Source organism: Alkalicoccobacillus gibsonii (assembly GCF_016798245.1).
In the GTDB taxonomy this organism is placed as follows: domain Bacteria; phylum Bacillota; class Bacilli; order Bacillales; family Bacillaceae_D; genus Alkalicoccobacillus; species Alkalicoccobacillus gibsonii.
In genome coordinates, this window is sequence record NZ_JAEUZA010000001.1 from 182,432 (window position 1) to 206,454 (window position 24,023).

At 41.0% G+C, this 24,023-nt stretch carries 27 protein-coding genes and 1 other annotated feature; of the genes, 22 read left to right on the forward strand and 5 right to left on the reverse strand.

Going from position 1 to position 24,023, the window contains the following annotated elements; genetic code table 11:
- Nucleotides 1-22: 22 nt before the first annotated feature.
- Complete coding sequence (locus JNO66_RS00985) at nucleotides 23-1,297, reverse strand: replication-associated recombination protein A (protein WP_203086349.1); 1,275 nt, start codon at nucleotides 1,295-1,297, stop codon at nucleotides 23-25.
- A 149-nt stretch (nucleotides 1,298-1,446) separates the two neighbouring features.
- Between JNO66_RS00985 and JNO66_RS00990 the strand changes: the two genes are divergently transcribed.
- From JNO66_RS00990 to JNO66_RS01055, 14 genes are all read left to right on the forward strand, one after another.
- Nucleotides 1,447-2,154: a YczE/YyaS/YitT family protein gene (locus tag JNO66_RS00990; RefSeq protein WP_203086350.1), complete on the forward strand. Its 708-nt coding sequence runs from the start codon at nucleotides 1,447-1,449 to the stop codon at nucleotides 2,152-2,154.
- A complete protein-coding gene (gene cymR / locus JNO66_RS00995) occupies nucleotides 2,087-2,506 on the forward strand; it encodes a cysteine metabolism transcriptional regulator CymR (protein ID WP_203086351.1) in 420 nt (139 codons plus the stop codon). The genes JNO66_RS00990 and cymR overlap by 68 nt, the downstream gene beginning before the upstream one ends.
- A gap of 29 nt (nucleotides 2,507-2,535) precedes the next feature.
- Nucleotides 2,536-3,696, forward strand: a complete 1,161-nt coding sequence (locus tag JNO66_RS01000) for a cysteine desulfurase family protein (RefSeq protein WP_203086352.1) — start codon at nucleotides 2,536-2,538, stop codon at nucleotides 3,694-3,696.
- Nucleotides 3,697-3,719: 23 nt separating this feature from the next.
- Nucleotides 3,720-4,826, forward strand: coding sequence for a tRNA 2-thiouridine(34) synthase MnmA (mnmA, locus tag JNO66_RS01005; RefSeq protein ID WP_203086353.1), 1,107 nt, complete (start codon nucleotides 3,720-3,722; stop codon nucleotides 4,824-4,826).
- Nucleotides 4,827-4,864: 38 nt separating this feature from the next.
- A complete protein-coding gene (locus JNO66_RS01010) occupies nucleotides 4,865-5,524 on the forward strand; it encodes a tetratricopeptide repeat protein (RefSeq protein ID WP_203086354.1) in 660 nt (219 codons plus the stop codon).
- Nucleotides 5,525-5,536: 12 nt separating this feature from the next.
- Nucleotides 5,537-7,831: an SF1B family DNA helicase RecD2 gene (recD2, locus tag JNO66_RS01015; RefSeq protein ID WP_203086355.1), complete on the forward strand. Its 2,295-nt coding sequence runs from the start codon at nucleotides 5,537-5,539 to the stop codon at nucleotides 7,829-7,831.
- Between the two features lie 110 nt (nucleotides 7,832-7,941).
- Nucleotides 7,942-8,412, forward strand: coding sequence for a PRC-barrel domain-containing protein (locus JNO66_RS01020; RefSeq protein ID WP_203086356.1), 471 nt, complete (start codon nucleotides 7,942-7,944; stop codon nucleotides 8,410-8,412).
- Between the two features lie 13 nt (nucleotides 8,413-8,425).
- A complete protein-coding gene (locus JNO66_RS01025) occupies nucleotides 8,426-8,614 on the forward strand; it encodes a hypothetical protein (protein WP_203086357.1) in 189 nt (62 codons plus the stop codon).
- Nucleotides 8,615-8,631: 17 nt separating this feature from the next.
- Nucleotides 8,632-8,820 (forward strand): hypothetical protein, encoded by a 189-nt coding sequence (locus JNO66_RS01030; RefSeq protein ID WP_203086358.1) that lies wholly within the window; start codon nucleotides 8,632-8,634, stop codon nucleotides 8,818-8,820.
- A 56-nt stretch (nucleotides 8,821-8,876) separates the two neighbouring features.
- On the forward strand, nucleotides 8,877-9,944 hold the full coding sequence (locus JNO66_RS01035; protein WP_203086359.1) for an AI-2E family transporter: 1,068 nt from the start codon (nucleotides 8,877-8,879) through the stop codon (nucleotides 9,942-9,944).
- Nucleotides 9,945-9,987: 43 nt separating this feature from the next.
- Nucleotides 9,988-10,191 (forward strand) — a binding site (T-box leader).
- Between the two features lie 61 nt (nucleotides 10,192-10,252).
- Entirely contained in the window at nucleotides 10,253-12,892 is a 2,640-nt protein-coding gene (gene alaS / locus JNO66_RS01040) for an alanine--tRNA ligase (protein WP_203086360.1), read from the forward strand.
- A gap of 82 nt (nucleotides 12,893-12,974) precedes the next feature.
- On the forward strand, nucleotides 12,975-13,247 hold the full coding sequence (locus tag JNO66_RS01045) for an IreB family regulatory phosphoprotein (protein WP_203086361.1): 273 nt from the start codon (nucleotides 12,975-12,977) through the stop codon (nucleotides 13,245-13,247).
- Nucleotides 13,244-13,669 (forward strand): Holliday junction resolvase RuvX, encoded by a 426-nt coding sequence (gene ruvX / locus JNO66_RS01050; protein ID WP_203086362.1) that lies wholly within the window; start codon nucleotides 13,244-13,246, stop codon nucleotides 13,667-13,669. The genes JNO66_RS01045 and ruvX overlap by 4 nt, the downstream gene beginning before the upstream one ends.
- A 17-nt stretch (nucleotides 13,670-13,686) precedes the next feature.
- Nucleotides 13,687-14,001, forward strand: a complete 315-nt coding sequence (locus JNO66_RS01055; protein ID WP_203086363.1) for a DUF1292 domain-containing protein — start codon at nucleotides 13,687-13,689, stop codon at nucleotides 13,999-14,001.
- Between the two features lie 26 nt (nucleotides 14,002-14,027).
- Here JNO66_RS01055 and JNO66_RS01060 read toward each other — a convergent pair whose 3' ends face one another.
- The gene (locus tag JNO66_RS01060) at nucleotides 14,028-14,795 is read right to left on the reverse strand and encodes an HAAS domain-containing protein (protein WP_203086364.1); all 768 of its coding nucleotides are present in this window, start codon (nucleotides 14,793-14,795) and stop codon (nucleotides 14,028-14,030) included.
- A gap of 16 nt (nucleotides 14,796-14,811) precedes the next feature.
- Entirely contained in the window at nucleotides 14,812-15,129 is a 318-nt protein-coding gene (locus JNO66_RS01065; protein ID WP_203087460.1) for a PadR family transcriptional regulator, read from the reverse strand.
- Nucleotides 15,130-15,382: 253 nt separating this feature from the next.
- Here JNO66_RS01065 and mltG point away from each other — a divergent pair, with 253 nt between their 5' ends.
- The 5 genes from mltG (at nucleotide 15,383) to JNO66_RS01090 (ending at nucleotide 19,375) form a co-directional block, all read left to right on the forward strand.
- Nucleotides 15,383-16,516, forward strand: coding sequence for an endolytic transglycosylase MltG (gene mltG, locus JNO66_RS01070; RefSeq protein WP_203086365.1), 1,134 nt, complete (start codon nucleotides 15,383-15,385; stop codon nucleotides 16,514-16,516).
- Nucleotides 16,517-16,597: 81 nt separating this feature from the next.
- Complete coding sequence (locus JNO66_RS01075; protein ID WP_203086366.1) at nucleotides 16,598-17,236, forward strand: O-methyltransferase; 639 nt, start codon at nucleotides 16,598-16,600, stop codon at nucleotides 17,234-17,236.
- A 59-nt stretch (nucleotides 17,237-17,295) separates the two neighbouring features.
- Nucleotides 17,296-17,934: a uridine kinase gene (udk, locus tag JNO66_RS01080; RefSeq protein WP_203086367.1), complete on the forward strand. Its 639-nt coding sequence runs from the start codon at nucleotides 17,296-17,298 to the stop codon at nucleotides 17,932-17,934.
- 73 nt (nucleotides 17,935-18,007) lie between these two features.
- Nucleotides 18,008-18,484: a transcription elongation factor GreA gene (gene greA, locus JNO66_RS01085; RefSeq protein ID WP_203086368.1), complete on the forward strand. Its 477-nt coding sequence runs from the start codon at nucleotides 18,008-18,010 to the stop codon at nucleotides 18,482-18,484.
- Nucleotides 18,485-18,676: 192 nt separating this feature from the next.
- Nucleotides 18,677-19,375 (forward strand): DUF1510 family protein, encoded by a 699-nt coding sequence (locus JNO66_RS01090; RefSeq protein ID WP_203086369.1) that lies wholly within the window; start codon nucleotides 18,677-18,679, stop codon nucleotides 19,373-19,375.
- A gap of 43 nt (nucleotides 19,376-19,418) precedes the next feature.
- On the opposite strand, the gene ligD is transcribed toward JNO66_RS01090, so the two are convergent.
- On the reverse strand, nucleotides 19,419-21,206 hold the full coding sequence (gene ligD / locus JNO66_RS01095) for a DNA ligase D (protein WP_246483176.1): 1,788 nt from the start codon (nucleotides 21,204-21,206) through the stop codon (nucleotides 19,419-19,421).
- Nucleotides 21,207-21,317: 111 nt separating this feature from the next.
- Between ligD and ku the strand changes: the two genes are divergently transcribed.
- The 3 genes from ku to JNO66_RS01110 all read left to right on the forward strand — a co-directional run bounded on the left by ku (nucleotide 21,318) and on the right by JNO66_RS01110 (nucleotide 23,246).
- A complete protein-coding gene (gene ku / locus JNO66_RS01100) occupies nucleotides 21,318-22,145 on the forward strand; it encodes a non-homologous end joining protein Ku (RefSeq protein WP_203086371.1) in 828 nt (275 codons plus the stop codon).
- Between the two features lie 75 nt (nucleotides 22,146-22,220).
- Nucleotides 22,221-22,919, forward strand: a complete 699-nt coding sequence (mtnN, locus tag JNO66_RS01105; RefSeq protein ID WP_203086372.1) for a 5'-methylthioadenosine/S-adenosylhomocysteine nucleosidase — start codon at nucleotides 22,221-22,223, stop codon at nucleotides 22,917-22,919.
- Nucleotides 22,920-23,009: 90 nt separating this feature from the next.
- Nucleotides 23,010-23,246: a YrhC family protein gene (locus JNO66_RS01110; RefSeq protein WP_203086373.1), complete on the forward strand. Its 237-nt coding sequence runs from the start codon at nucleotides 23,010-23,012 to the stop codon at nucleotides 23,244-23,246.
- Between the two features lie 31 nt (nucleotides 23,247-23,277).
- Here the strand turns inward: JNO66_RS01110 and JNO66_RS01115 are convergent, their stop codons facing one another.
- Entirely contained in the window at nucleotides 23,278-23,907 is a 630-nt protein-coding gene (locus tag JNO66_RS01115) for an NUDIX hydrolase (protein WP_203086374.1), read from the reverse strand.
- Nucleotides 23,908-24,023: the final 116 nt, after the last annotated feature.

Sequence of the window (24,023 nt, forward strand, 5' to 3'; positions counted from 1 at the left end):
TTACATGGACATTCGCCTTTTCTTATGATCGAGTGTCTTTTAAGCGGCTATACAGTTGAGCAAGAGTTGCTTCAAATTTCCCCGTTTGTTTAGGGGAATAATAGGAACGGTCTTTTAATGGAGTCGGCAGGTATTGTTGTTTAACCCAGCCATTTTCATAATCATGAGGATACTTGTAGGTTACGCCTCGCCCAAGATCCTGAGCTCCCTTATAGTGAGCATCCTTTAAATGAGCGGGTACATCACCAACGCCTCCCTTTCTTAAATCAGAAATGGCATGGTCAATCGCTTGGATGGCACTGTTGGACTTTGGTGAGAGGCAAAGCTCAATGACTGCATTAGCAAGTGGAATACGAGCTTCGGGGAAGCCTAATCGTTCTGCTGATTCAATTGCAGATAATGTTCGTTCACCTGCTTGAGGACTAGCGAGACCGATGTCTTCGTAGGAAATCACAAGTAACCGTCTAGCGATGCTTACAAGATCGCCCGCTTCAATCAAGCGAGCTAAATAATGGAGGGCCGCGTCAACATCACTGCCACGGATTGATTTTTGAAAAGCAGAAAGAACATCATAATATGCGTCGCCATCCTTATCATGCTGATAGCTTTTCTTTTGAATGCTTTTTTCGGCGATATGTTTCGTAATACGTTTAGGACCATCTTTTGGCTTAGGTGTAGAAAGAATGGCTACTTCTAGACCATTTAATGCAGACCGAGCGTCACCTCCACAAGCTGCTGCCAGGTGGTCAAGTGCTGCATCTTCTACATCCAGCTCTGCTTTTCCATAACCGTTGACAGGATCTTGAACTGCTCGACATAACGCTTTTTTTATATCATTTGGTTCAAGAGGCGTTAATTCAAAGATATGACACCGGCTGCGTATAGCAGGATTAATCGCATGGTAAGGGTTCGATGTCGTAGCACCAATCATAATAATTAATCCATTTTCTAAGTGAGGCAATAAAAAATCTTGTTTTGTTTTATCTAACCGATGCACCTCGTCCATGATCGCGATCATTTGTCCGTGCATTTTTGCCTCAGCAACAAGGGTTTCCATATCTTTTTTGTTATGCATCACCGCGTTTAACAATTTAAATGGTAGATTCATCGTACCAGCAATTGCCCTGGCGATCGACGTCTTACCCGTTCCCGGAGGACCGTATAAGATCATGGAACTAAGCTGGTTAGCATCTATCATTCTTCGTAGGAGCTCGCCTTCTCCAAGTAATTGTTCTTGTCCGATCACATCATGAATGGACTGTGGTCGTATTCGATAAGCAAGTGGTTGCTTTTTCAACGAACTTCTCTCCTTTAGATATCTTACTAATCAATAGAGTAACATGTTAGAGTAGATCGAGAAACGTTTGTGAATTGCCATCTTATGAGTATCATCTAGTGAGAGAATCATGATATAATAGCTAGGAATTATCGGGAAGAAGGGATTATTTGTCACATGTTCGAAATGGACGTCAAGTCCAAACACTAGGGCTTCGATGGCTCTTTTTTCTTTTTGGCCTGATGGTGATGTCATTTGGCATTGCTTTAATGATTCGTGCAGAGCTAGGAATTGCTCCTTGGGAAGTGTTACACGTTGGACTGATGCAGCAATTTGGTTTAACTGTAGGCTCTTGGTCAATCCTAACTGGTGTTGCGATTCTGATTGGCTCGGGTTTATTGTTAAGGGAATGGCCAAAAGTCGGGGCAGTTGTCAACATGATTTTAGTCGGTGTGTTTATCGACTTATTTTTATTTATTCTACCAACTGTTGATCAAACGACCGTACGCTGGACGATGTTACTTGCAAGTATTTTCATTAATGGATATGGAATTGGATTATATATTGCGCCGGGTCTCGGTGCTGGACCAAGGGATAGTCTGATGCTTGCATTAAATAAGCGCACAGGCTGGAGTGTCCAGCGAGTGCGAATCGTACTTGAGATTACGGTATTAACAGTAGGGTGGCTTTTAGGTGGCCCAGTATTCTTGGGTACACTATTATACTGTATAGGAATTAGCTACGTGGTGGGCATTACCTTACCGCATGGCAGACGATTAGTTCAAACATTTTTAGAAAGAGGGATTCAATATGAAGATATCAACAAAGGGACGTTACGGGTTGACCATCATGATGGCACTAGCAAAGAAATCAGGTGATGGTCCTGTTTCGTTAAAATCCATTGCTAAGGAATACGATTTATCTGAGCATTATCTAGAGCAGCTGATCGCACCTCTGCGAAATGCAATGCTAGTTAAAAGTGTGCGTGGGGCTTATGGAGGCTATATGCTAGCCAAAGAGGCTAAACAAATTACGGCGGGAGACATCATTCGTGTGCTAGAAGGACCCATTAGTCCTGTTGAAGTACTTGAAGACGAAGAGCCTGCAAAACGTGATCTATGGATCAAAATTCGTGATGCTGTAAAAGACGTGCTTGATTCTACGACGCTCGATGATTTAGCGAACTTTAAAACAGAGGGCGAACAAGAATATTACATGTTCTACATTTAAATCAGTTTTTATAAAAGTAGGTGATTTTTTTGGAACGAATCTATTTGGATCATGCTGCAACCTCGCCGCTGCACCCAGATGTACTCGAGGCAATGATGCCTTATTTAACAGAGGTATTTGGTAATGCCTCAAGCATCCACCGGACGGGCAGGAGAGCGAGGCAAGCATTAGATGAAGCTCGGGCGCACATTGCTACCGAACTACATGTCACCCCGAACACCATCCTATTTACGAGTGGCGGGACTGAAGCTGATAATATTGCCTTAATAGGGTATGCCAAGGCAAACCAGCATAAAGGTCGCCACATTATTACGACGCAGATTGAACATCATGCGGTCTTGCATACGTGTGAACAGCTTGAACAGGAAGGCTTTGATGTAACATATTTACCTGTTGATGAGACTGGTATGATATCACTTGATGATTTTGATCAAGCGTTAAGATCGGATACAATCCTTGTTTCAATTATGTATGGTAATAATGAAGTAGGGACTGTACAGCCGATACCAGAACTCGGTCTAAAATTAAAAGATCATCAAGCGGCGCTGCACACGGATGCGATTCAGGCTGCAGGAAGCCTTGATTTATCCATTCATCAGCTACATGTAGATCTTCTATCTGTTAGTGCTCATAAGCTGAACGGGCCAAAGGGTATTGGTTTTCTTTATGTAGGTGAAGATATCACGATCACTCCTCCATTTTATGGAGGGGAGCAAGAACGAAAAAGGCGTGCAGGAACTGAGAATATCGCCGGAATTATTGGACTAGCAGATAGTTTTGTAAGAGCCTCAAAAGAACAAATACAAAAAAACGAGCAATATCGTACCTACAAAGAGCTTTTTTCTGCTATTCTTAAGCAGGAAGAAATTGATTTCTCGATTAACGGCCATCCGAGTAAATCTCTTCCTCATATATTAAATATTAGTTTTCCCCGAGTGAACGTTGAATCTATGCTAGTTAATCTGGATTTAGCTGGGATTGAAGCTTCGAGTGGATCTGCATGTACTGCAGGTTCCATTGAGCCATCTCATGTATTAACAGCCATGTTTGGCGAAAAGAATGAACGGGCAAAAACAGCTATTCGATATAGTTTCGGGATCGGTAATTCCGAATTTGAAATAGAGACAGCTGCACGTGAAACGGCTAAGATCGTGAAACGTTATCAAAAGCAGCAGCCTTTTATTGTGTAGCATAAAGAAATGGAGTGAGCAAGGTGACTAAACGCCCTGAAGATACCCGTGTGGTTGTTGGGATGTCTGGAGGAGTGGATTCGTCTGTCACAGCGCTATTGTTAAAAGAACAAGGCTATGACGTGATCGGCATGTTCATGAAAAACTGGGATGATACGGATGAGTCAGGCTTCTGTACAGCTACAGAAGACTATAATGACGTGATTCGTGTATGTAACCAATTAGATATTCCGTATTATGCGGTCAATTTCGAAAAGGAATATTGGGATAAGGTATTTACCTATTTCCTTGAAGAATATAAAGCAGGTCGCACCCCTAATCCGGATGTGATGTGTAATAAAGAAATAAAATTTAAAGCGTTCCTTAACCATGCGATGACACTTGGTGCAGATTATGTGGCAACGGGTCATTATGCGAGAGTGGAAGAAGTGAACGGAGTATTCCAATTGATTCGCGGTGTCGATGACAACAAAGATCAAACGTATTTCTTAAATGCATTAAGTCAACAACAGCTGCAAAAGGTGATGTTCCCGATTGGAGACATGCCTAAATCAGAAGTGAGAGAGCGCGCGCATGCAGCTAATCTTGCCACAGCTTCTAAGAAAGATAGTACAGGAATTTGTTTTATTGGCGAGCGTGACTTTAAGGAATTCTTAAGCACGTATCTTCCGGCTACGCCAGGTGAAATTCGTACGCTTGAAACGGATGAAGTGAAAGGAACCCATGACGGTCTGATGTATCATACATTAGGACAACGTCAAGGTCTTGGCATCGGTGGAGCAGGAGAGCCGTGGTTTGTAGTTGGCAAGGACTTGTCGAGAAATGTTCTATTAGTTGGACAAGGATCAAACCATTACGGATTGTTTTCAACAGGTCTTGAAGCGATTGGAATGAATTGGATTATGGACGTGGCGCCAACCGAGCCATTTACATGTACAGCTAAATTCCGATATCGTCAATCTGACCAAGCAGTTACTGTGCATCCGCATGCTGATGGGACGGCAACAGTTACGTTTGATGAAGATCAACGAGCGGTTACACCAGGTCAAGCTGTGGTCTTTTATGAAGGAGATCGTTGTCTAGGTGGCGGAACGATTGATGTAGTGAAAACAAATTGGGAAAATGCCTGAATGGTGTTTTCCCTTTTTTCAAGTGAGGAGAATGAATAATGAGTACGTTAAACGAAAAAGGTATTGAACATATGAGAAATCAGCAATATGAGGAAGCAGGTAAAGCTTTTACAGAAGCCATTGAAACAAATCCGAACGATCCTGCTGCTTTTATTAATTTTGGCAACCTCCTTTCATTATTAGATGAAAATGAACGTGCGCTGGTTTTCTTTGATCGAGCGATCGGTCTTGATGAAGAAGCCGCTACAGCGTATTACGGTGCTGGTACAATCTATTACAAGCAAGATCAATTTGAAGAGGCCGTTAAAATGTTCAAGCAAGCATTGATGAAACAGCTTGATGAAGCAGACTTGTATTTTATGTTAGGAATGAGCTACTATCAGCTTGGTTCTCTTCCTCATGCATGCGCAAATTTCCAACGTGCTGTTGAGTTAAACGAGACAGATGTAGATGCAAATTTCCAGCTCGGTTTAACATTTGCGCAGCTTGAGCAGCTTGATGAAGCAATGCCGTATCTTCTGAAAACAGTTGAACTTGATCCGAATCATGCAGATGCATATTACAACCTAGGTGTTGCTTACGCAAGCAAGGACCAAGCAGAAGATGCTCTTGCCTCTTTTGATAAAGCACTTCAAGTACAGCCAGATCATGTACTCGCGGGTAACGGGAAAAAGATTATTGAACAAGCCTTAAATTGAGGGTGAGGAACGTTGGAACAATCAGGAGAGCAAACAAATGACGTACAACGAGGATATGTAAAAGGAGAGATTTCTCACGTTGTGTTTAGAAACGACGAAAACTTTTACACGGTTGCCGTTGTGCGTGTTCGAGAAACGAACGAAGACCTCGATGAAAAAAAACTAACCGTTGTTGGTGTGCTTCCTCATGTTGAACAGGATGAAACATTTATCTTTTTTGGGAGCATTGCCGACCATCCTAAGTTCGGCATCCAGTATAAAGTGGAGCAGAGCAGAAGAGATATTCCACAAAGTAAACAAGGTATTATTAAGTATCTTGCCAGCGATCGGTTTCCGGGGATCGGAACAAAAACGGCTGAGGCGATTGTGGAGAGGCTCGGAGACAAAGCAATTTCTAGAATTGTTGAAAATCGAAAGGTCTTACTTGATATCCCAGGATTAAAAGAAGAAAAAGCTGCTCAGCTTTATGAAAATTTGTATGAACAGCAAGGCGTCGAGCAGGACCTGATTGTCTTATCGGAACATGGCTTTGGTGTAGATCTTGCTTTAAAGATTTTCCAGGTCTACAAAACACAAGCACTTGAAATTATTAAACATAATCCGTATCAGCTCATTCACGATGTAGATGGCATAGGCTTTAGGCGAGCGGACCAACTAGGGGCTTCGATTGGATTAACCGGAAATCATCCGGACCGCCTGCGAGCGGGATGTTCTTTTTTAGTCCATGAGCTCTGTATTCAAGAGGGACATATGTACATTGAAGCAGATTTGTTAACGAATCAAGCTGTTGCATTACTGTCTTCGCCCAATGAAAAAATTACACAGGAAGAAATTCAAGAACAGCTTATTCAAATGAACGAAGAAGGCTTACTTGTTGTTGAAGAAACAAGGGTGTATACAAAGTCATTATACGGTGCTGAGAAGGGTATTGCTTCAAATATTCGTCGATTACTTTCAGCGGAGGTAAAGGATGAATTTCCTGAAGCAGAATTTCTAAAAACATTAGGGGAGCTTGAAGAAGAGTGGGGTTTGGAATATGCTTCCTCGCAAAAACAAGCGATACAAGAGGCGATTGCAAAACCGCTCATGCTTTTAACGGGAGGTCCTGGAACGGGTAAAACGACTGTTATTCGCGGGATTGTTGAGGTTTATGCACGCCTGCATGGACTTTCTTTAGATCCTAGAGCGTATACGTCAAGCAATCCTTTTCCAATTCTGCTAACTGCTCCAACCGGTCGTGCTGCCAAACGAATGTCTGAAGCAACAGGTCTTCCGTCAGCTACCATTCACAGTATGCTTGGGTGGAAAGGTGGAGCTGGTGGGTTTGATAAAGGAGAGCATGAGCCACTTAATGGTGAACTGCTTATTATTGATGAAATGTCGATGGTTGATAGTTGGGTAGCTAATTCGTTATTTAAAGCGATACCTAAGGGAATGCAAGTGGTGATCGTAGGAGACGAAAATCAATTACCATCTGTTGGGCCCGGACAAGTGCTCAGGGATCTCATTCATTCAAAAACGATTCCGCTTGTCGCGTTAACGGACATTTATCGTCAAGCAGAAGGCTCATCCATTATTGAGCTTGCGCATGCAATGAAGGATGGCTATGCTCCTCCTGATTTAACAAAAGCTCAATCGGATCGTCGCTTTTTTCCTTGTAAAGTCGATCAAGTAAAGGATGTTGTTTGGCAGATCTGTGAAAATGCAGTAAAAAAAGGGTACGATGCTAGAGACATTCAAGTGCTTGCTCCTATGTACAAGGGAGGCGCAGGGATTACCGAATTAAATGTTATGCTGCAGGAGCTTTTTAATCCAAAGAAAGAAAAAGTGCGTGAACTTACATTTGGTGATCTAGTGTATCGGACTGGAGATGTGGTTCTTCAATTAGTGAACAATCCGGAAGAACGTGTGTATAACGGGGACCGTGGAGAAATTGTGGCAATTTTTTATGCGAAAGAAAATGCTGAACGCAAGGATCAAATTGTCGTTTCTTTTGATGGGACAGAGGTTGTTTATAACAAGACAGAGCTAAATCAATTAACTCATGCTTATTGCTGTTCAATTCATAAAGCACAAGGAAGTGAGTTTCCAATCGTTGTCCTCCCTGTTGTTCGTAGCTATAGTCGCATGCTTCGTAGAAATCTTCTCTACACAGCGGTTACAAGAGCAAAGCAGTTTTTGTTAATGTGTGGAGAACAGAGAACAGTTGAATACACGATTACAAGTGGAGAGGACCTTGAGCGTCATTCCCAGCTTGTGAATCGACTGCAATTATTACTTGCAGAGCAAAAGTCGCAGGAAGCATAGTCTTCCAGCGACTTTTTTTATTTCGTGTACGCATAAACCAAACGAGTCACAGTCCTCATACAAGCAAGTGTTTTGGTTAAACTATAAACGTTCGGAAGGAAGGTGACTCGTTGCGAACATTTGCATTTGTTGAAGGTTTGCCTGTGATTGAGATGGAGCAGGGAACAGAATGTGGGCGAGTAATCGACATACTGATTTCGAATAACCGAATCACTGGATTGCTCATTAATATGCGTGGGTGGTTTAACCGTCATCGTTTTTTGCTGCTTGAGCACGTATCAAGTATTGGGGATCAGGCCATTATGATTCGAACAAAGGAAGTAATCAAAACGTGTCAGCCAGGAAAAACAGGTGATACTCCACTTGCTCTTGGACGATGCAAGCTAAAGGGTATGGAGCTCTTTTCTCAATCGGGAGCGATGCTTGGTTTGATTGAAGATGTATATTTCAGCGTGGAAATGGGCACGATTGTGGGGTATAAAGTGACGGACGGTTTGCTTGCCGATTTGACTACTGGACAAAAGATGTACCGGGGTCAGCATTTAGTTGTAGGTAAGGAGCGAGCCATCCTCTCTAATTAAAGGAGGCCCCGCAATGCGCTGCCCAAATTGTCGAAGTATAGATATTGGAAAGATTGGAACAAATCAATACTACTGCTGGAGCTGCTTTGTTGAAATGAGTATCGTTCAAGGCAGACTATCTCTTCATCAAGTGGAGGAGGATGGTTCGTTAAGCTCGTTGGACGACTTATTTGAAGATGAACAGCTTCAAATGGAGAAGTAAAACGAGGAGATGAGTGAATGCGTCGAACAATGAAGCCATTACTATTAGTGGGGTTAGGTGCAGCAATCTATTCAATGAATCAGGCTAAGTCTACTTCAATGAAGGATGAGTGGTTGCATAAGCTTGAAAAGCTAACGTCTGAGCCGCTTATCTCGAAGAAACAATGGAAAAAAACAAGAAAAAAAGTCATGAAAGCATTTCGTTAAATAGACTTGCCGGAACAAGCTTTTGTTCCGGCTCTCTTTTTATAAGGAGGAGAATTATGAGGGAGAGAAAACAATCTTTTTCATTTATCTTTCGCACGCTTCATTTATTCATCTGGCTCCTCATTCTTTATGCGTTCTTTGTGTTGTGGCCATTTCTTTTGCCTATCTTACATGTGGTTTTGAAGATAATCACACCTTTGCTCCTTGCAGGTCTTTTTGCATATATTCTTCATCCATTAATAGATGGTCTTCATCAGTGGAGACTTCCTCGTATAGTAGCCATTCTACTTGTGTTTGGATTATTTTTAGTCGTTTTAGCATTAGCCATTATTTATGGAGTCCCTATTTTTATACGCCAAGTACAGGACGTTATGCAGGTATTGCCAAGTCAAGTAGAGCGAGTAATGGACTTAGTGCATTCATGGGAAGATTCCGTTGAAAGAATGCCACTCTTTTTAAGAGACCATTTAGACGATTGGTCAGACGAACTGATCATTGCCTCAGAAAAATGGTTAGATCGCTTAGAAACAGGATTATTAGCTGGACTAAAATCGATTCCATCTCTTGTGGTCATTCCATTTTTGGTCTTTTATTTTCTAAAGGATGTTTCTTTAATTAAAAAGACAGTGTGGTATCTAACACCAGTAAAATGGAGAAAGCCTCTTGCGTTATATGGACGAGATGTTAATCACACATTTGGAAGCTACATAAGAGGGCAAATGCTTGTAGCAGCAGGAGTTGCTACGTTATCAGTCATTGGGTTGTGGTTTATAGGTGTACCTTATTCTGCTTTACTCGGACTGTTTATAGGGGCAACGAATATTATTCCATACTTTGGTGCAATCATTGGAATGGTACCAGCACTAATTGCTGCTTTACTCATCTCTTGGGACAAAGCATTGTATACATTGATCATTCTTGCTGTCATTCAGCAGATTGAAGGAAATGTTCTCTCGCCACTCATTGTAGGAAAAACACTGCACCTTCATCCGTTATTTATCATTTTGGCTCTTCTTGTTGGTGTGGAGCTTGGAGGAATCATTGGTCTTCTTTTAGCGGTGCCGCTTTTGGCTGTGTTAAAAGTGACTTTACTCCATGTGCGTCAACACTTTCAGAATGATTGACTTTTAGAAAAATGATTTTTATAATGACTATGACAAGACTATAACCAAAACATTGATGGAACAAGTAAGCGACAGTCCGTTTTAAGAGAGAACCTCCTTGGCTGTGAGAGGTTTAACGAAGGGTCGAAGAACGCTATTCCGGAGTGCAGTTGCCAAACATCTGCCGTTTGCCGCGTTAAGGTACTTAAGCGATGAATTGATTTGATTCATAACTAGGGTGGTACCGCGTGATAATCTCGTCCCTTCTTTTAGGGAGGAGTTTTTTTGTTATGTTGGGATGGTTAATTTGTAAAGGAGATGAGTAGAAGATGAAACATTTAACCTCTGCTGAAGTGAGGCAGATGTTCTTGGATTTCTTTAAGGAAAAAGAGCATGATGTGGAGCCGAGTGCACCTCTTGTTCCTTTTGAAGATCCTACCTTACTTTGGATAAATAGTGGAGTGGCCACACTTAAGAAATATTTCGATGGAAGTGTGATCCCTGCCAATCCTCGTATCACAAATGCCCAAAAATCCATTCGTACGAATGATATTGAGAATGTAGGGAAAACAGCTAGACACCATACGTTTTTTGAGATGCTAGGAAATTTCTCGATTGGTGACTATTTTAAAAAAGAAGCCATTGAATGGGCATGGGAATTTCTAACGAGTGAGAAATGGATTGGTTTTGATCCTGAAAAGCTATCTGTTACAGTCCATCCTGAGGATGATGAAGCATACGATCTATGGATTACTGAAATTGGAATTCCTAGTGAACGAATTATCCGACTAGAGGGGAACTTCTGGGATATTGGCGAGGGCCCAAGTGGACCAAACTCTGAAATCTTCTTTGATAGAGGGCCTGAGTACGGGAATGATCCAAAAGATCCTGAGCTTTACCCAGGTGGTGAAAACGATCGTTATCTAGAGATTTGGAACTTGGTATTTTCTCAATTTAACCATAATCCAGATGGCTCGTACACTCCACTTCCAAAGAAGAATATCGATACAGGTATGGGTCTTGAGCGTATGGTATCTGTTATTCAAAATGTACCAACAAACTTTGAAACAGATTTATTCATGCCGATCATTAAATCTGTTGAAAAACTGACATCTGTTCATTATTCAGATCGTGTAGAAACAGATGTTGCGTTTAAAGTCATTGCTGATCATATTCGCACAGTTGCCTTTGCCATTGGCGATGGGGCACTGCCATCAAATGAAGGGCGTGGCTATGTTCTAAGAAGACTTCTTCGTAGAGCTGTTCGTTTTGCTAAACAAATTCAGATTGAACGTCCATTTATGTATGAGCTTGTTCCGGTTGTTGGTGAAGTTATGAAGGACTTCTACCCGGATGTAAATGAAAAAGCTGACTTTATCCAACGTGTGATTCGAACGGAGGAAGAGCGTTTCCACGAAACGTTGAGTGAAGGACTTACAATTCTAGATAAGATCGTAGCTGAAACGAAAGCTGCTTCAAAAGGAATTGTAAGTGGGGAAGACGTGTTCCGTTTGTATGATACATACGGTTTCCCTGTTGACCTAACTGAGGAGTATGTAGAAGAAGCAGGACTAGCTATTGATCGTCCTGGATTTGAAGAAGAGATGAACAAACAACGAGAGCGTGCTCGTGCTGCAAGACAAGATACGGGTTCAATGAATGTTCAAAGTGAGTTGCTAAGTAAAATCACGGAGCCAAGTGAGTTTGTGGGGTACGAGACACTTAAAGCAAACGCAACGATTCAAGCATTAATTGTGAATCAAGAGCTTGGGGAAGTAGCAAGCGAAGGCCAAGAGGCTCAATTGATTCTTGACCGTACACCTTTCTATGCAGAAAGTGGTGGACAGGTTGCTGATGGTGGATTCATTCGCACTGAAACAGGTGTGGCTGAAGTGATCGATGTAAAAAAAGCACCAAACGGTCAGCACCTTCACACTGTTCAAGTGAAAGAAGGAACGCTGTCGAGTAAAGCAAGCGCAAAAGCGAGCGTTACTCGTACAGAGCGTAGTGGGACAATTAAAAACCACACAGCGACACATATCTTGCACCAGGCACTTAAAGATACGTTAGGAACACATGTAAATCAAGCCGGTTCCCTCGTATCAGAGAATCGCTTACGTTTTGACTTCTCTCACTTTGGTCAGGTAACTCAAGAAGAGCTTACTCAGATTGAGTCTATTGTAAACGAAAAAATTTGGTCCGCCTTATCCGTAGATATTTCTGAAAAGAAACTTGATGAAGCAAAGCAAATGGGCGCGATGGCTCTATTTGGTGAAAAATATGGTGACACTGTACGAGTTGTACAAGTAGGAGACTACAGCTTAGAGCTATGCGGTGGGATCCATGTTCAAAATACAGCTGAAATTGGCCAGTTTAAGATTGTATCCGAAACGGGAATAGGTGCAGGAGTGAGACGGATTGAAGCCGTAACTGGAAAAGCTGCTTACTTATATGTCCAAGAGCAGTTGGATATACTGCAAGAAGCAGCGACTTTAGTAAAAGCTAAGTCAGTGCGTGATGTTCCAGCACGTATTGATAGCATTCTTGGACAAATGAAAGCTGTTCAACGTGAAAATGAGTCATTGTCTGCTAAAGTTGGGAACATGGAAGCTTCAAATCTAACGGATTCTGTGGTGGAAGTGAACGGCGTGTCTGTGCTTGCTAAAAAGGTGAATGCCCGTGATATGGACGCATTGCGTACGATTATGGATAAACTGAAGCAAGAAACAGAATCAGGAATTCTTGTTTTAGGAGCTGAAACAGGTGGGAAGGTATCCATTGTTGCAGCAGTTACAAAAGATTTGATTGATCAAGGTTTCCACGCTGGAAAGATCGTGAAAGAAGTAGCTACACGCTGTGGCGGAGGCGGCGGAGGTCGACCTGATATGGCACAAGCAGGCGGGAAAAATCCTGATCAGCTTGATAGCGCGCTTGAATTTGTTGCTGAATATGTAAAATCAATTTCCTAATTCAATGATTTTGATGTACAATAAACGTAACAAGCTCCAATCGTGAGCTAAGTCCGGAACTTTCTAGAGAGAGGTGCATGTGATGAGCTCTATGGACAAAACAATGCAGTTTGATTTTCATGACGACTCTGTTAATGTAGATGTCCAGGAGGTGCTGCTGACGGTTTATGCTGCCCTTGAGGAAAAAGGGTACAACCCAATTAATCAGATTGTAGGCTACCTACTATCTGGTGATCCAGCGTACATTCCAAGACACCAAGAGGCCAGAACATTAATTCGAAAGTTAGAACGAGATGAATTAATTGAAGCGCTTGTGAAGTCTTATTTAACACATCACCGTAAGGAGAACGAATGAAATCATTAGGTCTTGATGTTGGTACAAAAACGATAGGTGTCGCTTTAAGCGATGCATTTGGCTGGACGGCACAGGGTGTAGAAACGCTGCAACGAACAGAAGGACAAGCTGAGCAGGATTACGAAGCGATTGCCAAGCTTGTGAAAGAAAATGAAGTTAGTACGGTTGTCATCGGTCTTCCTAAGAATATGGATGGTTCCATCGGTGGCAACGGTGAGTATTGCCAAGCGTTTGCAAATGATTTATCATCGTACATTGACGCGAATATTGTCATGTGGGATGAGAGATTAACAACAATGGCTGCCAAGCGTGTCCTTGTTGATGCAGATGTGAGCCGTAAGAAACGTAAAAAAGTCATTGATAAAATAGCAGCAACCCTTATCCTGCAGGGTTATCTAGATCGCGCAGGAAAAACTTTGTAATAGAGAGGTGTCCAACTATGGCACAAGAAGAAAAAGAACGTATTATCATTCCAGACGAGCACGGAACTGAGCATTTATTTGATGAGCTATTCCGTTTTACCGTTGATACAACTGGAAACTCATATCTTCTCGTCGTACCTGTAGGGGAAAATGAAGAAGAAACAGAAGATGACGAAGATGAAGAGCAAGAAGTATTCGCGTTCCGTTACGAGGATCGTGAAGGCGAAGAAAATGACATCGCGCTTTTCCCTGTTGAAACTGATGAAGAGTGGGCTGTAATTGAAGAAATGCTTAATACTTTTTCTGAAGAGCAAGAGGACGAAGAAGAATAATAAAAGTAAGACGCTTGAGAGATAACTCAAGCGTCTTTTTCTTTCTTTTTCTCAGATTGATTGACGAATAGTAGATAAAGCGCAATGCCACCAAACGTGACAATAGAGCTCACAATCAGTTGCGTGTCATTAGCCAGCTGAGTAAATCGTAGTAAATAATCTGGTAGTGTCAAGAATGCAACGATGATAAGAACAACCGGTGTCTTTGCCCAAATGGAAAGAAGAATAAGGGCTAGCGCAGCAATAAAACCTACTATCACTGTACCAAACGTATTCATAACAAAAACCGGAGATTCAATAAGACGGTCAGTAAAAAGAACGGTCACAAATAAAAGCAGTGGAATCATTGAAAGCGTCCCAAGTAAAATTATTTGTTTTAGTGTAGAGACCGTGTGTGTAGCTAAATACCTAAAGCAAAGGGCTGTAGCAAATAAAAAGAGTAACATAATACTTATGTTTGAAAGGATATAATATAAAGAATAAGATAAATTTCCTCTTAGTACATCTGGAATTAAGTTCATACAGAAGGCACCAATTAAAATCATCACACCATATTTCATCCATCCCCACACATCAACGTTCATTTCCTTTGAAAGAGATTCCATATACTCTTTAGGAGAATGACCAACAATGCGTTCTATTGGTGTGCCAGCGTGTTCGGCTTCAATAAGATGGTCTTCCAGTTCCGCAACAATCTCGTTGATTTCTTCCTCGTGTTTACCGCTAGAGAATAGATAGAGTCTTAAATTCTCTAAAAAGGTTTGGCTTTCTTTTGATAATGATGGATGTACCATGATTTACTTCTCCCTCCTAGTTATCTAATGAGTTATGAGTTATGACTCGGTTCACATTTTCCTGAAGTGTGAGCCATCTTTCCTTAAACAATTGAAGCTCTTTTTCCCCTTTAGTCGTCAGTGAGTAGTATTTGCGCTTTGGACCTGCCGTTGATTTGCGTTGAGTAGAAGTAACAAGGTCTTCTTTTTGCATTCGTAGCAGTAATGGGTAGATCGTTCCCTCGCTAAATGATTCAAAACCATACGCTTCAAGCTTTTTGGCTAGCTCATATCCGTACACCTCATTCTCACCTATGATAGATAGCAAGCATCCATCAATGATTCCTTTCATCATTTGTGTTGTAGACAAGCAAGCACCAACTTTCTTTCAACCCTTTATCTTGTATTACAAGGTATATCCGAAGTATAAAACGAATTAACTTGTAATGCAAGGGTTATTTATCTTGTTATACAAGATAGTGCTTCAGGTGTACTTTTTTTAAACAAGGAAATACTAAAAGATGTGTATGAACATTGAATTTCCGCAATTCAATACTGACATTTCTCACATGTATTAGTATAATGGGAACGGCGGAGGGAGGAGAACGATGTCTGATTCCAAAGAAAAGCCGCGAAACACGTTATACGAAGAACGCGTGTCGCAGGCAAAAGTTGTCCGAAAGTGGGTATTCATCTCTTTCATTGCGATTATTATAATCGGTGCTATAATTGCTGTAAGTGGATACGCTTATTTAAAGGGTTCAATCGAACCAATGGACAAGGATAATGGTGAACAAATTGAAGTAAGTATACCGATTGGTTCAACACCTGGTGGTATAGGTGGAATTCTAGAGGATGCCGGACTCATTTCAAATGGGACGATCTTTAAATACTATGTGCGATATTTAAACGAATCCGATTTTCAAGCTGGCGACTATGCGTTATCAACGGATATGTCGATGGAGGAAATTATTCATGCATTAAAAGATGGCAAAGTAGAGCAAGAGTCTGTCTTTAATTTTACCATTCCAGAGGGCTTCTGGCTTGAGGATATAGTGAAACGCATAGCAGAAGTAACGCAATATAGCGAGGACGAAATTCTTGAAAAAATGCAAGATGATGAATACATAGAATCACTGGTTGATCGCTATCCGATTCTTGGAAAGCAAGTATTAGATGGTGAGATTCGTCATCCATTAGAAGGGTACTTATTCCCTGCAAGATATGACTTCGTAGACGAAAATGCTTCGATTGAAACGATTATTGAAACGATGCTAGAACGGACTCAGTCTGTGCTGGATCAATATTCGGATCAAATAGAAAATAGCAATTACACGTTGCATGAAATTATGACTCTTGCTTCAATCATAGAGCGAGAAGCGCAAACATCTGAAGACCGCTACCTGATCTCAGGAGTGTTATACAATCGTTTAGATGATAATATGAAGCTTCAAGTTGACCCAACAGTAGCTTATGCAGCAGGATCTCACCTGTATATGACTTCTTTAGATGATCTAGATGTTGATTCACCTTATAACACATACATGTATGAAGGAATACCAGTTGGTCCTATTGCAAGTCCTGGTGAGGATTCAATTAAAGCGGCGCTTGAGCCAAGAGTAACGGATTATTTATTCTTCTATGCACGAGTGACTGGCGAAGTGATCTACAATAGCTCGTACGAAGACCATCAACAGGTAGTAGAAGAATATCGTCAGGAATGGATCGATGCGGGAGAATAAGCAGTTGAAGAAATAGAATAGAGGATGGAAGGAATGGATTATTCATTCCTTCCTCTTTTTAATCATAAGGAGTAGAACGTCATGTTTGATCAAGAAACGCTTGATTATTTAGTTGCTCTTACACCGAAGCGATCTGAATTAATCGAGGAAATGGAACAATATGCGGCAGAACATTCTGTCCCAATCATGGATCTGGTTGGTATAGAGAGTCTTCTCCAGTTGATGCAGCTAAATCCCCCAAAAAGGATTTTGGAGATTGGCGCAGCGATTGGCTATTCAGCCATTCGTATGGCTACAGCGCTTCCAAAAACAGAGATTGTAACGATTGAGAGAGATCCTGAGCGTGCAGCAATGGCAAGATCCTATATTGAAAAGTCAGGCTTAGGAAATCGCATCCAACTAATCGAAGGGGATGCGCTAGATGTAGTGGAAATACTTGAAAAAATGCCATTGTTTGATGTATTATTTATTGATGCGGCTAAGGGGCAATACAAACGTTTTTTTGAATTATATACTGAGCTGATAACTTCTAGTGGTATTGTGTTCTCGGATAATGTATTATTCAGGGGGCTGGTTGCAAAAAGCGATCTATCGAATAAGCGGCTTTCAAAGCTTGCCGGAAAGATTGACTCGTATAATCAATACCTGATGGAACATCCTGCTTTCTTAACCCGAGTTCTTCCAATTGGAGATGGACTTGCTGTGAGTATAAAGAAATAAAGGATATTTACTAACCAATCTAGAAGAATAGATTTAATTACTGAAAAGAGGATTTTAACATGAATCATAAGCCTATTATCATCGGGGTTGCGGGCGGTACGGGCTCAGGCAAAACAACCGTAGCTAAAGAAATTTTTCGGCAGTTTAATGAACAGTCCATCGTATTAATTGAACAAGATGCATATTATAAAGATCAAAGTCATTTAAGTATGGATGAGCGGTTACAAACAAACTACGATCATCCACTTGCTTTTGATAATGAACTGCTTCTTCATCAGTTAGAACAATTAACTAACCAGGAAGCTGTACAAAAACCCGTGTACGATTATGCAAATCACACACGTTCTGAGGAAATTATTCCGATCGAGCCAAAGGATGTTATTATCCTTGAGGGTATTTTGATTCTTGAAGATGAGAAGCTGCGTAATATGATGGATATTAAGCTATTTGTTGATACTGACGCTGATATTCGCATCATCCGTAGATTGTCACGTGATATTAAAGATCGTGGTCGATCCATTGATTCGGTTATTGACCAATATACAAATGTGGTTAGACCGATGCACCTACAATTTATTGAACCAACGAAACGTTATGCTGATTTGATTGTACCTGAGGGCGGCCAAAATAAAGTGGCGATTGATCTAATGGTTACTAAAATTCGTGCAATTATTGAGGCTAAATCATTGCTAACTTAATAAGTAGGACGATTGTCTTATCTTATCTAGTATAGGAACTATTATAACCTGTATCTTATGAGGAGTGAGTCAAGTGGCAGAAGAGAAAAAGCACTATATGACATTGGATGGTAAGAAGAAGTTAGAAGAGGAGCTTGATTTTCTAAAAACAGAACGACGTGCAGAAGTCGTTGAACGTATAAAGGTTGCTCGTAGTTTTGGAGATCTGTCTGAGAACTCAGAGTATGATTCTGCGAAGGAAGATCAGGCATTTGTAGAAGGCCGTATCCTACAAGTGGAAAAAATGATTCGCAATGCGATTATTATTGAAGAAGAAAGCGCACCTGGAAACATCGTTTCTTTAGGGAAAACGGTTCGCTTCATCGAACTTCCTGATGGTGATGAAGAAGAGTATATCATTGTAGGAAGTGCAGAATCTAATCCTTCAGAAGGTAAAATCTCAAATGATTCACCACTCGCTCAAAGCTTGCTTGGTAAAACAATCAATGACCGAGTGACAGTAAGTACTCCTGGTGGAGATATGGAAATCGAAATTAAAGAAATTAAGTAAGACGACAAAAGCGAAACCTATGAAAAAAGGTTTCGCTTTTTTAATTCTAGCTAGTACTTCTTCACTAGTTTGTTTATATAAGACCTCTTGAACTTCCAGATGAAGACGATATAATGAGAAGGAAGATTACTTTTCATTCATAGAATCCTATGTATAATAGAGAGAGAATGAGTATGAAGGGATGATTCAAGTATGGCAGGAAATCGTTACGAAACACGCAGGCGAAAGAAAATGAGTCGGATCTTAAATATAGCCATTGGTGTGGTTATTGCACTTATACTAATTGTAGGAGTTTCAATTTTCTTGAATGGAAATAATGATGAGACCGCTAATCAGAATAATGAAAGTAACACTGATAATGGAACGAATCAAACGGGAAGTGGAAGTGCAGGGATTAAAGATCCTGCCACATCTGATGATAATGATGACATTGATGCTGCAAGTGAAGACGATGATGAAAACCAAGACAGTGTAGCGGATGGTCGTACAGAAGATGATGACGATGCAACAGCTGATGATGATTCAGATGCAGATACGGAAGATGCTACCGAAGACGAGGATCGTGAAGAGGACGGTCAAGAAGACGAGGAGCAAGAGCCGATCGGTACAGAACAAACAGGTGAGTTTAAGCCTGACTTTACCCAAGGTAGTCAAAATTGGAATGAGATGGTAGCGGCAGTCGGTTCTCCTCAAGGACTATCTAGTCAAAGTGAAATGACTCTCTGGAGATTAGAAAATGGAGGTTCACCAACCTCTGCAGTCGGTACATTCAGTGATAAAAACGATCAAGGTAGTTACAGCAACCCTTACCGAGTTCGAATTGAATGGCAGGACGGGCAAGGCTGGCAAGTGGTATCCACTGAGCAGCTATCAAGTAATCCATACAGATAAAACAAAGCTTGTTTAAAGAGTACTACTCTTTAAGCAAGCTTTTTTATTGATGATTTATTCGCTCTAACACCTCACGAAATGGTTGCTGTACTCGCACGTCATTAAAACGACGAAAAGGGTCCGGTCTTTTCTCTAAGCGTTCCAGGACCGTCCAAATAGTGAATTGCGATGGATGAAGAGATTCGTCTTCAAGCTCTTCCCACTCGAGTGGAGTCGCAACATAACCAGTGTCTCCACGAGTAGAGTAAGGTGCAACAATCGTTTTGCCGGCATCATGTTGCAGATAATCAAGATATAAGCGCCCCTTCCTCTTTTTTTTAAGTCGTTCCAAAGTAAAGAGATCTGGACGTTGCTCACAAAGAAATTCACACAAGAAAAGCAGAAAAGACCGCGTTTCGTCATACGAATATTGATTAAAAGGCAGAGAAATATATAGCTGTAGCCCTTTCCCACCTGACGTTTTAACAAAGGCTGTTAGTTTAAAGAAATCAAGCGCCTCTTTGGCTAACTTTGCTGCTTTAACAGCGAGATGAAATTCTTCAACAGAAGGAGGGTCTAAGTCGATTACCATTTCACAAGGACAGTCGTCGGTATGTGGTTGAAATGGAATATGAAATTCTAGCGCCAGCTGGTTTCCGAGCCAGAGCAGTGTATCATATCCATTGCATAGTATGTAGTCAATGTTCTCGTGTATAACAGATGTCACATATTCTGGTGCTGATTCAGGCCGGTTTTTCTGATAGAATCGTTCATCTCCACCTCCGTGCGGAAAACGAATAACCGTAAGAACACGATTGTGCAAAAAGGGAAGAAGATGTGGAGCAATATGTTGAAGATAAAAGAGATAATCATCTTTTACCGCGTGGTCCCAAATCGGCTTATCTGGGTGCGTTAGCTCGATATAGTCTTTTGGCAACGTTAACTCTTTTTTTAATTGATTGAATGTACATGCTAAAGGGTCAGTCGTCAAATTAAAATCTGAGAATCTCGGCTCTCGCATGTTCTCATCATTTATACCAATACTTAAAATGTCCGCACAGATCCCTGGTGGTAAAACCCAGCCATCTGTTCCATACTTCTTCCCTTTTTGCTTAAAAAGACTTATAAGAGTTTGTCGTTTTTCCTCTGAGAAACCGTGCGCTACTTGTACAACAGGCATGAGCGATTCATCCTTATACACTTGACCAGTAAAATACTGATTCGTTGATTGGTAGTGAGTGAGAATCACCGTTCCTTGTTTAGGGAGCTTCCATTTTAACCAATCAGATGATCGCTTTCCCTCAGTCCATTGACTTGTTATCTTTTTAGCAAGAATACCTTCTCCAGCTTCAAAAGAAAGCTCTCTAAGCAGTGGTTCTATGTGTGTGAAGCTTTGAATGGGAATGAGGTGGTTCCCTGATAGACTTGAGAAAAAGTTGTCTAGATACTCTTTCCGAATACGTAAAGGAAAATGAGTAAGTGATTCTTGGTTACGCTCAATGAGATCGAACACAATTAATGAACAAGGAAATGTGAGGGAATGAGTTTCAATTGTACGTTTTGCGCGAAGCTTTGACCTCTTATGAACCTTTGAGAAATCACTGCAGAATGGTGAGCGTAGGTAAACGAGCTCAGAGTCTAACGTAAAGGATGGATAAGGGAATGAGAGGTTGTTTATCGCTTCTATGATTTCTGGAAACTGAGAGGACATATCTCGACCATTACGACTTTGTAGGCGAACATGAGAAGGGGTCACGATAAGCAAGCACCTAAACCCGTCGTATTTAGGTTCATAAAGCCATTGATCTCCACGAGGTAGCTCAGAAGTATGTGTTGTAAGCATAGGTTTCATAATGGTCACATGTCATTCCTCCGTTTCTGCTGTTATTTTAAGTGATCCAAACGAATCTATACATAAAAATAGAGCGACAATCAAACAGTAACAAAAAAGGGAGGCTACGTAATGCATACGGTTTGGAAAGGGACCATTAGTTTTGGACTTGTCAGTATTCCAGTCAAGCTCCATACGGCTACAGAAAATAAAGATATTAAGCTTAGACAGCTTCATAAGAAGTGTCATACACCCATCTCATATCAAAAGACCTGTTCAAATTGTGAGGAGGAAGTGAAACCAGAGGATATTGTGAAAGCATATGAATACAGCAAGAACAAATTTGTGGTTTTAGATGAAGAAGACTTAGAAGCGTTAAGGAAGGAGAATGAAGAAAAAGCTGTAGAAATTCTTGATTTCGTAAAGCTTGAGGAAATTGACCCGATTTATTTTGAAAAGAGCTACTTTTTAGCTCCTGGTGATGGGGGTTCTAAAGCATACTCTCTTCTTCATAAAGCACTCGAGCAGTCTGGAAAAATTGGAGTAGCAAAAATCATCATTCGATCAAAAGAACAGCTAGCGATTGTACGTGTTTACAGACAGTGTTTACTCATGGAGACGATTCATTTTCCAGATGAAGTAAGAAGTGTGGATGAGGTACCATCAATTTCAGGGAAGAGTGAGGTTGATGATAAGCAATTAAAAACAGCACTGCTTTTAATTGATCAACTAACAACGACGTTTGATCCAGCTGCTTATCATGATGAGTATAGAGAAAATCTTATGAATCTCATTGAACAAAAGCAAGCTGGAGAAGATACCGTAACGCCTGCAGCACAAAAGCAAACAGCAACAAATGTGACAGATCTGACAGAAGCTCTGCAACTATCATTAGAACGAACGAAACCTAAGCGTAAAGCGGCAGTTAAACGTAAATCACCAGCGCGTAAAAAAGCCTAATCTATTTTTCGAGCATAAAAAATGGTGTATACTGAACGTATTACTCATGTTTTATGAAGGAAAGGACGTTCGGTCGTGGTTATTGGAATTATTGGAGCAATGGAAGAAGAAGTTGTATTACTAAGAGGTAAGCTTGAAAACAGACAGGATCGTGTGATTGCTGGTTGTGAATTCAACACTGGAACAATAGATGGAGTGAAGGTTGTCTTATTAAAATCAGGTATTGGTAAGGTGAATGCAGCCATAGGAACAACGCTTTTGATTCAACTTTATTCACCTGATCGAATCATTAATACAGGTTCGGCAGGTGGATTTTATCCGTCTCTTTCTGTTGGAGATATCGTCATTTCAACAGAATTGCGCTATCATGACGTGGATGCAACGGTGTTTGGCTATGAATATGGACAGGTTCCTCAAATGCCAGCTTTTTATCAACCAGACAGTCATTTAATGCAAGTGGCAGAAGAAGCGGCTCAAAAAGTCGGAATCCATTCAGAAAAAGGATTAATCGTCTCTGGTGACTCGTTCATGAGTGATGCGTCACGTGTGGAGGAAATCAAGCAGCTTTTTAATGAACCGTACTGTGCTGAAATGGAAGCAGGAGCGATTGCACAGGTTTGTCAGCAATTTGACATTCCATTTGTCATCATTCGTTCGCTATCTGATATTGCTGGAAGCGATGCGAAAATGTCTTACGATCAGTTTCTTGAAAAAGCTTCAGTCAATTCGGCTAAGCAAGTACTCTTAATGGTTGAAGCTCTAGCTAACAAATAGGATAAACCTTCCTAAACTCCCTTCTATTACATCATTTCTAGCAGAGAAAGAATGATAGAATGATTGATAGATAAGAGGGAGGCGGTTTTGGTGGAAACAAAAAAAGAGAAGATTCTACTTGGAAAACAAGAGGACTATAATCGGTTTGGATATGTTCTTTGGTCACTGGCCGCTTTTTTGTACGTGGGGCTTGTCATCCCAGAGGACTTAGCACAAACGACTAGACCACCAGAGCTTATGATACCAGCGATCTGCTTATCATTAGTTGGTGCTGTGATTTGTAATCGTTTGGCTGTTCGCGCGAAGAAGAAACTATATGATGAATAAGTAGAAAAAAGCACAGCCTAGGCTGTGCTTTTTATGATTGATCTTGACCTTCATTTAAGATTGCGAGAAACGAAACAAGTAATCTGGCTGTTAGGCCCCAGATTACGTGACCATCATACTCAAATACGTGCTCAGTCATCGTTTGCTTTTGACCCTTATAGGCAGATTGATTTGCGATCTTGTGAAACGGAAAATCATCTGAGAACTCAAAGTGAAATGAAGTCTTATGTTCGCTAGGTGGATGTTCAAGTAAATAGGATAAAGGAACACGAAACGTTGTAGACACTTCTGCTTGATTGGGGCTGATCACACTCGGATCCGGAATAAAACAAACATAAGGATAGATTTTCCCGCGTCTAGGACTCATTACGGGTTCAAGTGCAGAAGCCGTAAGTACGTCAAAGTCGTTATGAGATAACCCAAGCTCCTCGCATAATTCGCGGCAAGCGGCAGCAAGTGGATTCACATCGTCTGGATCAATACGCCCACCTGGAAAACAGATCTCACCTGGCTGGCTTCGCAACGTCATGGCTCGAACCTCAAACAAAATGGATAAGCTCTGATCTTCTTCGCGAACTAGGGGAATGACGATTGCGGCATCGCGACTTTTATCAAGTTTATGATTAGATAACATAGATTGAATTAATTGAATATCATTCATATGAATCCCTTCTTAATCGTGAATGGGTGAGAGCGTAGAAAATGTGTAAGGATATATGACAAAATTACTGTTTCTGCTCTCTGATTGCATTAAAGTAAGACGTAGGAAAGGTCAAT